11 protein-coding genes and 1 pseudogene are annotated in these 14,373 nt (G+C 37.9%); 8 read left to right on the plus strand and 4 right to left on the minus strand.

Going from position 1 to position 14,373, the window contains the following annotated elements; translation table 11 throughout:
* The first annotated feature begins 17 nt into the window (after positions 1–17).
* Positions 18–680 carry a fructose-6-phosphate aldolase gene (fsa, locus tag RM539_RS05370; protein WP_311502405.1) on the plus strand — a complete coding sequence of 221 codons (663 nt, stop codon included), beginning with the start codon at positions 18–20 and terminating at the stop codon, positions 678–680.
* Positions 681–834: 154 nt separating this feature from the next.
* Here the strand turns inward: fsa and RM539_RS05375 are convergent, their stop codons facing one another.
* Positions 835–2,247, minus strand: a complete 1,413-nt coding sequence (locus tag RM539_RS05375) for a TlpA family protein disulfide reductase (RefSeq protein ID WP_311502406.1) — start codon at positions 2,245–2,247, stop codon at positions 835–837.
* Positions 2,248–2,413: 166 nt separating this feature from the next.
* Here RM539_RS05375 and RM539_RS05380 point away from each other — a divergent pair, with 166 nt between their 5' ends.
* Entirely contained in the window at positions 2,414–4,045 is a 1,632-nt protein-coding gene (locus tag RM539_RS05380) for an ABC-F family ATP-binding cassette domain-containing protein (protein WP_311502407.1), read from the plus strand.
* Between the two features lie 26 nt (positions 4,046–4,071).
* Here the strand turns inward: RM539_RS05380 and RM539_RS05385 are convergent.
* Both RM539_RS05385 and RM539_RS05390 read right to left on the minus strand, forming a co-directional pair.
* Positions 4,072–4,965: pseudogene (locus tag RM539_RS05385) on the minus strand (IS982 family transposase).
* Between the two features lie 192 nt (positions 4,966–5,157).
* Positions 5,158–7,515, minus strand: a complete 2,358-nt coding sequence (locus RM539_RS05390) for a TonB-dependent receptor (protein ID WP_311502408.1) — start codon at positions 7,513–7,515, stop codon at positions 5,158–5,160.
* Positions 7,516–7,813: 298 nt separating this feature from the next.
* On the opposite strand from RM539_RS05390, the gene RM539_RS05395 reads away from it, so the two are divergent.
* Positions 7,814–8,176, plus strand: a complete 363-nt coding sequence (locus RM539_RS05395) for a CoA-binding protein (RefSeq protein WP_311502409.1) — start codon at positions 7,814–7,816, stop codon at positions 8,174–8,176.
* Here the strand turns inward: RM539_RS05395 and RM539_RS05400 are convergent.
* Complete coding sequence (locus tag RM539_RS05400) at positions 8,147–9,592, minus strand: sodium:solute symporter (protein WP_311502410.1); 1,446 nt, start codon at positions 9,590–9,592, stop codon at positions 8,147–8,149. The two genes, RM539_RS05395 and RM539_RS05400, sit on opposite strands and share 30 nt — an antisense overlap.
* A gap of 122 nt (positions 9,593–9,714) precedes the next feature.
* Here RM539_RS05400 and recR point away from each other — a divergent pair, with 122 nt between their 5' ends.
* From recR to RM539_RS05425, 5 genes are all read left to right on the plus strand, one after another.
* Positions 9,715–10,332 carry a recombination mediator RecR gene (recR, locus tag RM539_RS05405; RefSeq protein WP_311502411.1) on the plus strand — a complete coding sequence of 206 codons (618 nt, stop codon included), beginning with the start codon at positions 9,715–9,717 and terminating at the stop codon, positions 10,330–10,332.
* 227 nt (positions 10,333–10,559) lie between these two features.
* Positions 10,560–11,897: a dihydrolipoamide acetyltransferase family protein gene (locus RM539_RS05410; RefSeq protein ID WP_311502412.1), complete on the plus strand. Its 1,338-nt coding sequence runs from the start codon at positions 10,560–10,562 to the stop codon at positions 11,895–11,897.
* Positions 11,898–12,154: 257 nt separating this feature from the next.
* Entirely contained in the window at positions 12,155–12,796 is a 642-nt protein-coding gene (locus RM539_RS05415) for a fasciclin domain-containing protein (protein WP_311502413.1), read from the plus strand.
* A 143-nt stretch (positions 12,797–12,939) separates the two neighbouring features.
* Positions 12,940–13,716 carry a 3'-5' exonuclease gene (locus RM539_RS05420; protein WP_311502414.1) on the plus strand — a complete coding sequence of 259 codons (777 nt, stop codon included), beginning with the start codon at positions 12,940–12,942 and terminating at the stop codon, positions 13,714–13,716.
* A gap of 40 nt (positions 13,717–13,756) precedes the next feature.
* Positions 13,757–14,371 (plus strand): fumarylacetoacetate hydrolase family protein, encoded by a 615-nt coding sequence (locus tag RM539_RS05425; RefSeq protein ID WP_311502415.1) that lies wholly within the window; start codon positions 13,757–13,759, stop codon positions 14,369–14,371.
* Positions 14,372–14,373: the final 2 nt, after the last annotated feature.

Genomic DNA, 14,373 nt, shown 5'->3' on the forward strand with positions numbered 1-14,373 from the left:
TAAACAACTAAAAGAAGATGAAATTTTTTATTGATACTGCCAATCTTGACCAGATTAAAGAAGCTGAGGAATTAGGTGTTCTTGATGGAGTGACCACCAACCCATCACTAATGGCTAAAGAAGGAATTACCGGAAAGGAAAATATTCTAAACCACTATAAAAAGATCTGTGAGATTGCAACCGGGGATGTAAGTGCGGAAGTGATTGCGACAGATTTTGATGAGATTGTAAAAGAAGGGGAAGAACTCGCTGCTTTGCATGAAAGGATTATCGTTAAAGTTCCTATGATAAAAGAAGGAGTGAAAGCGATAAAATATTTTAGCGATAAAGGGATTAAAACAAATTGTACACTCGTATTTTCTGCAGGACAGGCACTACTTGCTGCTAAAGCCGGAGCTACTTATGTCTCTCCGTTTATTGGCCGTTTGGATGATATTTCTACCGATGGGCTTAATCTTATTGGAGAAATAAGGCTTATTTATGATAATTATGGATTTGATACTGAAATCCTTGCTGCTTCTATTAGACATACCATGCATGTTATTGACTGTGCCAAGATTGGTGCTGATGTAATGACTGGTCCTCTTTCAGCTATAGAAGGATTATTAAAGCACCCTCTAACCGATATTGGTTTGGAGAAATTCCTTGCCGATCATAAAAAAGGAATTGATAATGTTTAAGTATTAAACCTTTAGAATAAGAAAAAGCTGCCATTGAGCAGCTTTTTTTGTTTTAATTCCATGAAAACTCTCCTTCAAATTTTATAATCGCTTACCAATATATACTTCGTGAGCTTGCCCCAAAATGGTTTTTGATTATCCTTCAACAGAAGGATCAACGGTTTAAAAATTCAAGAATTTCAGTTTCAAAATTAGGACTTTGTATTTTGGCATCTCCATCTACAATCACTCCGGAAGGGCTAATAAAGAAAATCTTGTAAATGTATTTTCTAAAAACCTTTTTATCAATATTACGCTTACTCGTTTGATACTCAAAGTTTTTATCATAATTATATGCTTCAACTGTTCTTAGCCATTCTTTTGTTTCCCCTTCATCTATATTTACTCCTATAAAGTCTATATCCGGATATTTTTTCCTGAGTTGCTGAATATTTCGGTGCTGCCACATATGGTAGCCCGGCTCATGCATAGACCATACGAAAACTATGGTAGGCTTTTTTATTATAGAATTGTAAGTTGTTTCTTCTCTATTAGTATTTAACAGAACCCTATTGTTTACATCGGTGCCAACAAAATAATTTCGGTGAATATTTGCCAGTTCTCTGGCTTCTTCTAGATAACTGTAGTTAACCTGTTCTAAAACATTAAGGATAGAGTCCACTCCTTCTTTGGTATCCGCCATTGTAATACCCCTGGATGCAAGTCGATCCAGGAATTCATTTTTCATCTGCTTCAGGTTGATGAGAGAATCAACCAACAATATACGCCGCTTAATGTTTTTGTAATTGGCCAGATTGTAACATTCTCTACCTGAATCTGGAATGTTGTCACAGTCTTCTATTGAGCGGGAGCGCAGATAATCATCTATAAGGTTTGTATAAACATAGTAATTCTGCAGGTCTTCATTATTGAAATTGATGTTATCCCGATAATTATAAAAACCTGCAGGCACTTCAGAAGTAAATTCGTGGTAATACTTTTCAATTAAATAGGTATAGCGCTCCCGTAAATCGTAATATTCATAATTTATTACTGTACTTGCTATATTTTTAAATTTTTCTGAAAGCTTGTACTTTTTCTCGAGCTTTTTTAATTTGTCAGCTCTTACCTTTTTAATAGAATCTGTAAGTTTTGCAAATTCCCCGGGTTTTATTTTAGAGTTGGAAATTATGAGGTCATTATCTTTTTGATTGTTCAAAAACATATCAAGAAGAAAACTACTTTTTTCACTGCCTCTTCCGCTAAAATTCATGGAATTGTCAAACTGCAGCGTGTTAAGCCATATCATCAAACTGTCCCCAGGTTCAACATAGAGAATTTGATTTTCCGGCGGATGTTTTAATGTATAAATGCCCGTTTCCAAGCCTTCAAGATGTTTACCAAATTGATTTTTACTATCGAGGGGCAGGGTATCAAGATCATTATTGTTTCTGGACAAAATAACGTACTCCACATTTGGATTTACAATTTGTCCTCCGATATAAATTTTATTGGATGAATCTGATGACCTGTTACAGGCAGAAATTAGTATAATTACTGCAAGGAGAGTAAATAATGTATGTCTCATCTAAGGAAAAGACTTCGGGTTCGGTTAAATAGTGTCTCCAAATATAGAAGCTGAAGCTAAGGAGCAATGTTAATCCAGCGTTAAAAGGAATTTTCAAAACGTTAATTCTTAGAAAAGACTTCTTAATTGGCTACTTTTGCAAAAATTTAGATCTAAAATATAGCTTATGCTCTCAGTTTCAAATCTTTCAGTTCAATTTGGGAAACGTGTGCTTTTTGATGAAGTGAACACAACTTTTACCCAGGGTAACTGTTACGGAATTATTGGTGCCAATGGTGCCGGAAAATCGACATTTCTGAAGATCCTGGCGGGTAAGTCAGATCCTACGTCCGGCCATGTTCATCTGGAACCAGGAAAAAGGATGTCTGTACTGGAACAAAACCACAACCTTTATGATGAATATCCTGTTCTTGAAACTGTTATGAGGGGTAATAAACCGCTTTTTAAGATCAAGATGGAGATGGAAGAAATTTATGCCAGGGAAAATTTTAGTGATGCCGATGGCGAAAAAGTAGGGCTTCTCCAAGCCGAATTTGAAGAAATGGATGGATGGAATGCTGAAAGTGGCGCCGCTTCTTTGTTATCCAGCCTTGGAATTAAGGCAGATTTGCATTATATGCTTATGCAAGACCTGGACGGGCAGCAAAAGGTAAGGGTCCTTTTGGCACAGGCGCTTTTTGGAAACCCCGATGTGCTTATTATGGATGAGCCTACCAACGATTTAGATTATGAGGCGATTACCTGGCTGGAAAATTTTCTTGCTAATTACGACAATACGGTAATTGTGGTTTCTCACGACCGTCACTTCCTGGATTCGGTTTGTACACATATTTCTGATATTGACTTCGGAAAAATAAATAATTATAGCGGTAATTACACCTTTTGGTACGAGTCTTCACAACTTGCCGCAAGGCAGCGGGCCCAGCAGAATAAAAAAGCTGAAGAGAAAAAGAAGGAACTTCAGGAATTTATTCAGCGCTTTAGTGCAAACGTTGCAAAATCGAAACAGGCAACTTCTCGTAAGAAAATGATTGATAAGCTGAATATAGAAGAAATAAAACCTTCCAGCAGAAGATATCCGGCCATTATTTTTGAACGGGAGCGTGAAGCCGGGGATCAGATTCTTAATATTGATAATCTGGAAGCTTCTATTGAAGGAGAAACACTTTTTAAAAATGTAAATGTAAATCTGGCAAAAGGGGATAAAGTTGTTGTTTATTCCAGGGATTCAAGGGCTACCACAGCCTTTTATGAGATTATAAATGGCAGGCAGGAAGCAGTTGCAGGAAAATATTCCTGGGGGGTAACCACCACTCAATCTTATTTGCCCGGAGATAATTCGGAATTTTTTGATAATGACCTCACCCTGGTTGATTGGTTGCGCCAATGGGCGAAAACCGAAGAAGAAAGGGAAGAAGTTTATATTCGCGGATTTCTTGGAAAGATGCTCTTTAGCGGGGAAGAAGCCTTGAAAACCTGCCGGGTACTTTCAGGAGGGGAAAAGGTAAGGTGTATGTTAAGCCGGATGATGATGTTGCGGGCCAATGTTTTAATGCTTGATGAACCTACCAATCACCTGGATCTGGAATCTATTACAGCTTTTAATAATTCCCTCAAAAATTTTAAAGGGACTGTACTTTTCACCACGCATGATCATGAATTTGCGCAAACAGTGGCTAACAGGGTAATTGAATTGACACCTAACGGTGCCATTGACCGTTACCTCACTTTTGATGAGTATATGAGTGATAAGAAGATAAAGGAGCAACGGGACAAGATGTATGGTGTAGAAGTTTAATGCTTATCATGATAACCTGAGTTCGATTAAAAAATAGCCAGCTGTTGTGTCTTGATAGTTTGATATTTGATCGATGGTTTTTTGGGCAGGAAACTGTAGGCTATCAACCCACAGATAAGGTTTGTCATAAAGTTGCCGAAGCTCCTGTGCCTTGAATGCTCAATCTGGCATATGTTCTTTAGTTCATCGTTTACAGTCTCTATAATAGAACGCTTTCTCAGCAGTATTTTGTCCGAGAGTGTCATCAGCGAATTCTTCATATTATTCCTTATCTGGGTGATCAGGTGCACCCCATCAACGAAAAGTGCCTGCATCAGTTCTTTGCCGATATACCCCTTGTCTGCAAACAATTTACCGTATATGTGCTTGAGGAAACTTTTGTCCTTCAGTGGCTCCCGGTCATCCACATTTGCCTGGGTTATGCTGAAGTTGATGATTTCGCCTTTGTCGTTGATAATGATATGTAGCTTGAAACCATGGAACCACCCCATGGTCGATTTTCCGGTGGTGGCTATTCCATCGAATACCTTGTTACGCTTTATGCGCTTGTTCTTACAGACCCTTATCGGGGTGGAGTCAACAAAGGATATACCTGTGCACTGGCCAGGGCAGCAGGTTTTTAGAAAGAGGGCCATAGGCATCAGGTTGCCCTGCATGAGCTCGGTGAACCTGTTATAGGATACCGTTCGGGGAAAATCGTCTTTCATATGCACCTTCACATAATACTGTTAAAAATGCTTGAACGTCCTGAAACCGCTCAACTGGAAGATAATGGAAATGGTAATGATCTCACTTTTGGACATTATCGGTGGACGTTTGGAAGGGTTGCCCAATAGGTGGTTCTCAACGATCTGATCATATTCTTTGCAAAATTCGTCCACAAGACAAAAAATTTCGGTAATTTTAGAGTAGATTATCATAGGTAGTTTATTAGTTAAAATATTGAATATCAACACTTTAATATACTAATAATCTACCTATTTTTACTGCTTTTTATTACTTTTTACTCCAGATTATTAATCGAACTCAGGTTGATAGTTACATAATTGAAAAAGCCCAAATCAAATCTTGATTCGGGCTTTTTACTTTGGCTAATTCAAATAAAAAAACTGCTAAAACATTCCACCGCCTCCGGCTTCATTGTTATCACGGTTTTTGCGTTTAAGGGCTCCGTTTTTTCCTCCTCCAAACCGGTAAGAAAATCCCACGTAAACAGTTTGTGTCTCGCCTTTAAATCTTCCACGCTGTGGGAAAGGTCTACCGTCTGTAAATTGAAATTCCTGCGTGTTGAATATGTCGTTAAAATTCAGGCTAACTGTTGCTTTGTCTTCCAGGAAAGAGTAGCGGCCTCCAAGATTCATAAAATAAATAGGTTTCATCTTCATTTGCAGACTTTCATCTTTTCCGCGATAAAATCCGAATAGCTGGAAAGTTAGATCATCTGTAGCATTAAAAGAGTGACTTGTTCTGAAGTTAAATGTGGTATTATCGGTTTCCAGGTATTCAGTTCCCACTACTCCCTTCAGCTGTTGGCTGTATGCTTCAAAACTGGTGTTTGTGCTCCACCAGTCGGTGAATTTGTAGTTGGCTGAAAGCTCCAGGCCGTAGGAATTATTATCATCAAAATTATCATATTCAAGCAATAAAGAACCGGGATCCTGTGGATCCTCCAGTACTACCTGGTTAATTTCATCATTTATATTTCTGAAGAAAACACCTCCCGTTAAACTTCCCTTATTTATAAAATTCCGGGTATAATTAAACTCTACCGAATTGGTGAACTGTGGTCTTAATTCAGGGTTTCCTGTAACGGTAAGCCTGGGACTACTAACTTCCCGTATAGGATTAACCTGTCCAAAGCCGGGACGGTCAACACGCCTGCTATAGCTTAGCTGATAGGTGTTCTTTTCATCAGGGGTATGGCTTAAAAATCCTGAAGGATAAATGGTGAGGTAATCATCTTCAAAAACCATTTCTCCGTTATAGATGGCATCTACCTGAAAGTTTTCCAGCCGGGCGCCAACCTGGTAAGACCATTTTTCATAATTCTGCCCGAATGTAGTATAGAATGAGTAAATATCGCGGTTGTATTGATAATCGGAATCCTGAAAATTGGCATTGGTGGTATTGTACGCATTATCGGTATCCAGAAGCCGGGCTTCCAGCCCCATTTCGAGCTTTGTCTTATCATTGAGGGGATTTACATAATCTACATTGGTAATAAGATTTTCCCTTTTCTCTTTAACCAGGTCTTCGTAAGCAGAATATCCTTCAGTATCACCTTCAAAACTGAAGAAGGAATTTTCATCTTCATCAAAATTATTATAATTTGCTTCTGCCTGAATAGTATGACCTTCTTTTTTAAATTTCCGGTCGTAAACAAAATTGTAAGTGGCATTCAGGTTATCAAAATTCATATCCAAGTTTTGGATTAAATTTTGTGCGGGATCATTTTCATAAATTACCCTTAATGCGCCTTCAGGCCCACCCTCAAAATAATTCTGGTTTGTGTAGAACGAGAACGTGTTGTTATCATTCAAGTAGAAATCCACCCCAAGTTTATAAAGATAGGATTCCCTCTTATTATCCATATTAAAAGCCTGTAGCAGGTCTTGTTCTGGTAACCAGATGCGGCCAAGATTTGATCTTGTGCCAAGATCGGTTCCAAAATTCCCGTAAAAATTTAGCTTTTCTTTCCTGTAATTCATGTCAAGGGAGCCGTTAAAACGGGCATGTTCCCCTACGGTAAGGCCGGTATTGAGATTCCCGTTAAAGCCGTCGTTGGCATTTTTGTGAAGTATGATATTGATAATCCCGCTCATGCCTTCGGGATTGTATTTTGCTGAAGGGTTAGTAATTAATTCTATGCTTTTAATAGAGGTGGAAGGAATTTGTTTGAGCAGCTGGGCAGGATCCATATTGGTAGGTTTTCCATCTATTAAAATCCGCACATTCGAATTGCCCCTCATAGCTATATTCCCATCCTGGTCCACATTGACTGATGGAATATTATTCATTATTTCTGAAGCGCTGGCCCCTGTGGTGGTAAGGTCTTTCCCTACGTTAATAACTTTGCGATCTATTCGCTGTTCTATAGTTGTTCGTTCGGCTACAACCATAACATCATCTAATTGTGCTACTTCAGGCTCTAGGGCGATAATTCCCAATTCCAGGCTTCTATTTTCCGGGGTTATTGTAATTTTTTTTATAAAGCTTTTATAGCCAATAAACTGAACTTTTAGCTGGTAGGCACCGTCATTAATTTTATTGATTAAAAAGGTTCCGTCGTCTCCGGTGGTAATGCCGGTAATCAGTTTGCCTTCGGAATCATTAATAATTATAGTGGCGTAAGGAATAGGTTCGTGAAGTTCTGCATCTATAACCGCGCCGGAAATTTTTCCGGCGGGTTCATTAAATGCAAGACTAATACTTGAAATAAATAATGTAATGATTAAAAATAACTGTTTCATTTTTTGACTGATTTGATGGTCATTATGTTTAAAAAGATACTTTGTAATGCATAATAGATAAGCGTGATGATATGCAAAAAAGAACCTTCTCTACTATAAAGACGATTGAAAAAATAAAATGTTACACAAAAAAGAAAAAATGCCTGCATTTCTAAAAAGATCTGCAGGCCTTGCAGAATTACCTTCTTAACACTAACCATCACAAGAGTTTATAGATAAGTCTGCAGAACCGGTTCTATTATAAAGACTTTATAATTTCAAATTTGTTACACTAGCAGAGAAGTTCTAAATTAGTATTATGAAGAAGAAAACATTAGTGATAGGGGCATCAACAAATCCTGCAAGATATTCTTTTAAGGCTATAAATCGCCTGGTTTCCCATGGTCAACCCACGGTGGCCATAGGATTAAGAAATGGGGATGTAGCCGGTGTACAAATTGAAAAAGAAATGCTGCCATTTGAAGAAATAGATACTATTACTTTATATATTAACCCTAAAAGGCAGCCGGAATATTATGATTATATGCTTTCTCTGAAGCCAAACCGGGTGATTTTTAATCCCGGCACTGAAAATCCCGAATTGTACAAACTCTTGCAACAGCAAAATATTGAAGTTGAAGCAGCCTGTACTCTAATTATGCTTGGTACGAATCAATACTAATCCTAAAAAGGTAAGCACGCCGTTCAGGATTAGGATAAAAAATCCAAATTCAAACCCAAACCATGCCAGGCTGTTGATACTTATAATATAGGAAAGTATAGGGGAGAGAATGGCTATTAATGGCACTAATTTATCTTTTACCTGCCAATTCGTAAAAAGGCCGTACGTATAGAGCCCAAGTAAAGGCCCGTAGGTGTAGCCGGCAAATTCAAAGAGTTTGTTGATTACACTTTTATCGGCAATGGCATACTTAAAAATTAGCATTACCGCAATGAGTAACAGGGAAATTCCAATATGGATCATTTTCCTGATTTTGACCTGCTTTTCTTCGGAATATTTCTTTTCAATATCCAAAATATCAATGCTGAAGGAAGTGGTAAGTGCAGTTAATGCACTGTCAGCACTGGAATAAGCGGCGGCAATAAGACCCAGTGTGAAAAATATAGCTACTCCTATTCCCAAATCGCCGCTGGTTGCAATCGCCGGAAAAAGATCATCCCGTGTCTCAGTGATTCCGTTTAAATCGGCATAATTTGTTAGCAAAACTCCCAGGGCAAGAAAAAAGAAATTTACAACAGTGAGCACTATGGTAAACCAGAACATGTTTTTTTTGGCATCCTTCAAGGTTCTGCAGGTAAGGTTTTTTTGCATCATATCCTGGTCTAATCCTGTCATCACTATAGCGATAAATGCACCAGAAATAAACTGTTTCCAGAAATAATCCCTGCTTTTCCAATCTTCAAAATAGAACATTTTAGACATATCACTTTCAGCCAGATAATCCATAATATTTCCTGCGGAAAAGCCTAATTCTTCAGAAAGAAATACAATAGTAATCCCCAGGGCCAGCAGCATAAATAAAGTTTGCAGCGTATCTGTCCAGACAATGGTATTAATTCCACTTTTAAAGGTATAAAGCCAGATGAGCAGGATAGTAATGGATACGGTTGCATAAAAAGGGACACCCATAGAATCAAAAACCACGAGCTGCAAAACATTGGCTACTAAAAAAAGCCGAAAACTGGAACCCACCACCCGGGAGAGCAGAAAAAAGGACGCACCAGTTTTATAGGAATATTTTCCGAACCTGTTTTCAAGATAAGAGTAAATAGAAGTAAGGTTTAGACGGTAGTATAGCGGGAGGAGAACGAGTCCGATTACCGCATATCCCAAAGTATAACCCAGTACCACCTGAAAATAGCTGAAGCCCTGGGTTTCTACCGTACCGGGAATGGAAATAAAAGTAACCCCGCTAAGCGAAGCACCAATCATCCCAAATGCTACCAGGTACCAGGGAGACTGGCGATTTGCTTTAAAAAATTCAGCATTGCTGCCGCCGCGGCTGGTCAGGTATGAAATTAAAATTAAAACGCCGAAGTACCCGGCAATAAGAAGCAAAATCTGGTACGGCTGCATGAAATAGTGATTAGACGGCGAATTTACAAATTTAGTGCTAGTTCAGGAAGGAAGAAAATGGAGATAAAGGGTAATTAAAGGAATGATTAAAGCAGAGAACTTAAAATTGAGTAAATTGCGCTATGGATTTTTCTTCAAAATTACTGGAACAGGCGGTAGATGAAATGTCTCAGCTTCCCGGAATAGGAAAAAGAACGGCTTTACGCCTGGTACTGCACCTTCTAAAGCAGCCGGAATCACAAACTGAACAATTGGCAGCTGCCCTTAAAAAATTAAGAACAGAGATTAAACTTTGCAGTAATTGTTTTAATATAAGTGATACCGAACTTTGTGAAATTTGTTCGAATCCGGGTCGCGTGAGTGAAACTGTATGTGTGGTGGAAGATATAAGAGATGTAATGGCAATTGAGAATACCGGGCAATACCGGGGCCACTATCACGTGTTGGGCGGAAAAATAAGTCCTATGGATGGTATTGGACCATCTCAACTCACCATAAAGCCTTTAATCGAAAAAATAAAAGCGGGCAAAGTTGAGGAAATTATTTTTGCACTTAGTAGTACGCTGGAAGGTGATACTACTAATTTCTACATTTTCAAACAACTGGAGGGAACAGCTGTAAAAACTTCTACAATTGCCCGGGGAATTTCGGTAGGGGATGAATTAGAATATGCTGATGAGGTAACTCTGGGAAGGAGCATAACCAATCGTGTACCTTTTGAAAGTTCTCTGAAGAGTTAGGCTGGCGTACTATGATGGGATTTAAAAAGTCTCTTTTGATCCTTAAAAACATGTAATTCTTTTTAGATTCAGCTGTTGAAATTGTAATTTTACTGAGGCTAAAATATTCCTTTCTGAAAATAAGAATTTCATCAGAAACCAATTTTATTGATTTTTTAATATTTGTGATAGCTTATATTTATTAAATTCGCAAACGATTTAAACTAAAACATCTTTTAATTATATATATGGCAAAATTTGAACTGAAGCTACCTAAAATGGGAGAAAGTGTTGCTGAAGCAACAATCACGAGCTGGTTAAAAGAAGTGGGAGACACTATAGAGGCTGATGAGCCGGTTCTTGAAATTGCTACAGACAAAGTAGACAGTGAAGTGCCAAGTGAAGTAGATGGTAAACTTTTAGAGAAGCTTTTTGAAGCCGATGATGTTGTACAGGTAGGGCAAATAATTGCAATAATTGAAACAGAAGCAGAAATTGATAATGATGATTCCTTTGATCTTGAAGAAGATACAGAAGAGGAAGAGGATCTTGTAAATAATTTGGAAGCAAGAGTTGAAAATGCTCAAAATACAGCTTCGGGAGAGGATTATTCAGGTTCTTCCCGCTTTTACTCCCCGCTGGTAAAAAATATTGCTAAAGAAGAAAACATCAGCCTGAAGGAATTGGAAGAACTTGAGGGAACTGGAAAGGATGGCCGCGTCACCAAAAAAGATATTCTTGGTTATTTAGAAAACAGGGGGGAACAAGGTTCAACATCAATTTCAGAAAAATCAAAACAGGAACCTCAAGGAGAAAAGATTGAAACTTCCCGACTGGAGTCTGCGGTGGCAAAACAGGAAACTCCAGTGCATTCTGGTGAAGATGAAGTTATAGAAATGAGCCGTATGGGGAAAATGATAGCCCATCATATGGTGGAAAGCGTCCAAAAGTCGGCTCATGTGCAGTCTTTTATTGAAGTAGACGTTACCAATATTTGGAACTGGAGAAATAAACATAAGGCTGATTTTCAAAAAAGAGAAGGAGAAAAATTAACCTTTACCCCAATTTTTATGGAAGCTGTGGCGAAAGCTATCAGGGATTTTCCAATGATTAATATTTCGCTGGATGGAGATAAGGTGATTAAGAAGAAGAATATTAACCTGGGAATGGCCGCTGCACTTCCTGATGGAAACCTTATCGTTCCGGTAATTAGAAATGCCGACAGATTAAATTTAGTTGGAATGGCGAAGGCAGTGAATGATCTTGCGGCGCGTGCACGCCAGAATAAACTAAAACCAGATGAAATCCAGGGAGGAACTTATACAGTAACTAATGTAGGTACCTTTGGAAGTATAATGGGAACCCCAATTATAAATCAGCCGCAGGTAGGTATCCTGGCATTGGGAGCCATAAGAAAGATTCCTGCAGTAATAGAAACCCCGGAAGGAGATCTAATAGGGATTCGTCATAAAATGTTCCTCTCACACAGTTATGATCATAGGGTGGTGAACGGAGCGTTGGGTGGACAGTTTGTTCAACGTGTTGCCCAATATCTTGAAGATTTTGATAAAGACAGGGAAATTTAAATTCGATTAAAAAATATGAAAAGCCGCGGATAACTTCTGCGGCTTTTTTTATTAGTCTCTGCTACTTACTGTTGATTTACCCCGGTATTTGAAGTTCTTAAAAACCTATAAAGTTTGATTATTTGATGTTAAAATTCTGTTTTTTAACGACTTAAGATTGAGTGTAGTTTGTATCTTAAATTCGAATCCCGAACTAATTCATTATTACAAAAAAGCGGGAAGGAAAAGAAAAACTTTTAACTTAAAACCAAACAAAAATGAAAACTATTTCTTTAAAATCTATCTTAATGGCATTCGTAACTATTCTTGCAACATCCTTTTATGGGTGTGGGGGATCTTCCGGTACGGGTTCTGGAAGTATGTCTGGTAATAATCAGGGCAGAACCACAAATACGCAGGGGGAATTACCTTATGCTGCCACAGATATGGATTATGAAAACCTGTTCGGGAACGTAGATTCAGAAGATTATGACCTAATGACCTTAGCTGGAATGGATCAAAACCTATCTACTTTTGCAGCATTGGCTAAAATGGCAAATATGGATACCAAATTAGATTTTACCGGCCCAGTAACTATGTTTATACCAACAAATGAGGCTTTTCAAAATATGCCTCTGGAGGAGTTCAATATGTTAACTGATCCTAATAATAAGGCGCAACTGGCAAGATTTCTTCAGCGACATATTTTACCAAGTAAGGTTAACGCTATAGATTTTGACAGTTCACAGGCGATAGAGACTGCTTCAGAAGAAGAAATTACTATAGATACCGAAATGAACGGAAATGTAATTTATATAGGAGGAGCACAGGTGGTAAAATCAGATATTGATGCTTCAAATGGAGTAATCCATGTAGTAAACTCAATAATTGAACCTACCACAGATGTTTTTACTGATTAATTTTTTTGAAATTAAATCAATCTGGCAAAAAAGAGAAAGCCGTGGAAAATTTTCCATGGCTTTCGCTTTTAAGGTTTTTAGTAATAGATTTTGAATAAAAATCTCTTGCAGTGATTTTTAGTATCTTTGAAAAAATTTTTTTCATGGAATTAGAACTTACCAAACCTATCTGTTTTTTCGACCTGGAAACAACCGGGACTAATCTGGTAAAAGACAGGATTGTGGAAATTGCCATTTTAAAGGTGTATCCTAATGGAAATAAAGAAAGCAGGAGCTGGCTGGTAAATCCTGAAATGGATATTCCCGGGGAGGTGGTGGCCATTCATGGGATTTCCAATGAAAAAATAGCCAATGAACCTACCTTTAAAGAACTGGCCAATCAAATATATGAGATGATAAAGGGCTGCGATCTGGGAGGATATAATTCCAACAGATTTGATATTCCCATGCTTGCCGAAGAAATGATGCGTGTGGGAGTGGATTTTGAAATGAAGAATATGTATGCTGTAGACGTGCAAACCATCTTTCATAAAAAGGAGCAGCGTACGCTTTCTGCCGCTTATAAGTTTTACTGCGGAAAGAACCTTGAAGATGCACATACTGCTGAAGCAGATACTAATGCAACCTATGAAGTGCTTAAATCTCAGCTGGATAAATATGATGATCTTACCAATGAGATAAAATGGCTTTCCGGCTATAGTGCAAGGAGAAGGTTTGCTGATTTTGCCGGATTTATCTGTTACGACAAAAAAGGGCGTGAAATTTTCTCATTCGGAAAGTACAAAGGTAAATTAGTTGAAAAAGTACTGGAGGAAGAACCCGGCTATTTTGGCTGGATTCAAAATGCTGATTTTCCGTTATACACCAAAAAAATCCTTACCGCCATAAAGTTGCGAAAGCTCAATAATAAATTATCCTGATAATCCCCATTATTCTGTTATTGATTTAACCTGATTTTATATGAAAATTATCTGTATTGGCAGAAATTATACAGAACATATTTCTGAACTAAAAAATGAAAAACCTGGTGAGCCGGTGATTTTTCAAAAGCCCGATACCGCTGTTTTATTAAAGAAGCAGCCTTTTTTTATTCCCGATTTTTCTGAGAATGTACAATATGAAGTAGAAGTTCTGGTAAAAATCAAAAAAGTGGGCAAACACATTCAGCAAAAATTTGCACATAAATATTACGATAAACTTGGTTTAGGCATAGACTTTACAGCGCGGGACCTTCAGCAAAGATTAAAAGAAAAAGGCCTGCCCTGGGAAAAGGCCAAAGCTTTTGACGGAGCTGCTGTAATAGGTGAAAAATGGATGGACAAAAAAGAGATTAAAGACATAAATAATCTTAACTTTAGTCTAATGAAGAACAATGAAACCGCACAAACTGGCAATACTTCCCTAATGCTTTGGAAGATAGATGAATTGATTGCTTATGTATCTACGTTTTTTACACTTAAAATTGGAGATGTAATTTTTACAGGTACTCCGGCAGGTGTCGGAAAAGTGGAAGCAAATGACAGGTTAACCGGTTTCATTGAGCATGAAGAAATATTTTCAATCCAAATCAAATAGTT

Source organism: Autumnicola musiva, from assembly GCF_031846585.1.
Taxonomy (GTDB): Bacteria; Bacteroidota; Bacteroidia; order Flavobacteriales; family Flavobacteriaceae; genus Autumnicola; species Autumnicola musiva.

Coding starts and splice junctions, on each gene's coding strand:
- RM539_RS05410 (WP_311502412.1), top strand. CDS start 10,560: ATGGCAAAATTTGAACTGAAGCTACCTAAAATGGGAGAAAGTGTTGCT.
- RM539_RS05375 (WP_311502406.1), bottom strand. CDS start 2,247: ATGAGACATACATTATTTACTCTCCTTGCAGTAATTATACTAATTTCT.
- RM539_RS05390 (WP_311502408.1), bottom strand. CDS start 7,515: ATGAAACAGTTATTTTTAATCATTACATTATTTATTTCAAGTATTAGT.
- RM539_RS05380 (WP_311502407.1), top strand. CDS start 2,414: ATGCTCTCAGTTTCAAATCTTTCAGTTCAATTTGGGAAACGTGTGCTT.
- RM539_RS05420 (WP_311502414.1), top strand. CDS start 12,940: ATGGAATTAGAACTTACCAAACCTATCTGTTTTTTCGACCTGGAAACA.
- RM539_RS05400 (WP_311502410.1), bottom strand. CDS start 9,592: ATGCAGCCGTACCAGATTTTGCTTCTTATTGCCGGGTACTTCGGCGTT.
- RM539_RS05415 (WP_311502413.1), top strand. CDS start 12,155: ATGAAAACTATTTCTTTAAAATCTATCTTAATGGCATTCGTAACTATT.
- fsa (WP_311502405.1), top strand. CDS start 18: ATGAAATTTTTTATTGATACTGCCAATCTTGACCAGATTAAAGAAGCT.
- RM539_RS05425 (WP_311502415.1), top strand. CDS start 13,757: ATGAAAATTATCTGTATTGGCAGAAATTATACAGAACATATTTCTGAA.
- recR (WP_311502411.1), top strand. CDS start 9,715: ATGGATTTTTCTTCAAAATTACTGGAACAGGCGGTAGATGAAATGTCT.
- RM539_RS05395 (WP_311502409.1), top strand. CDS start 7,814: ATGAAGAAGAAAACATTAGTGATAGGGGCATCAACAAATCCTGCAAGA.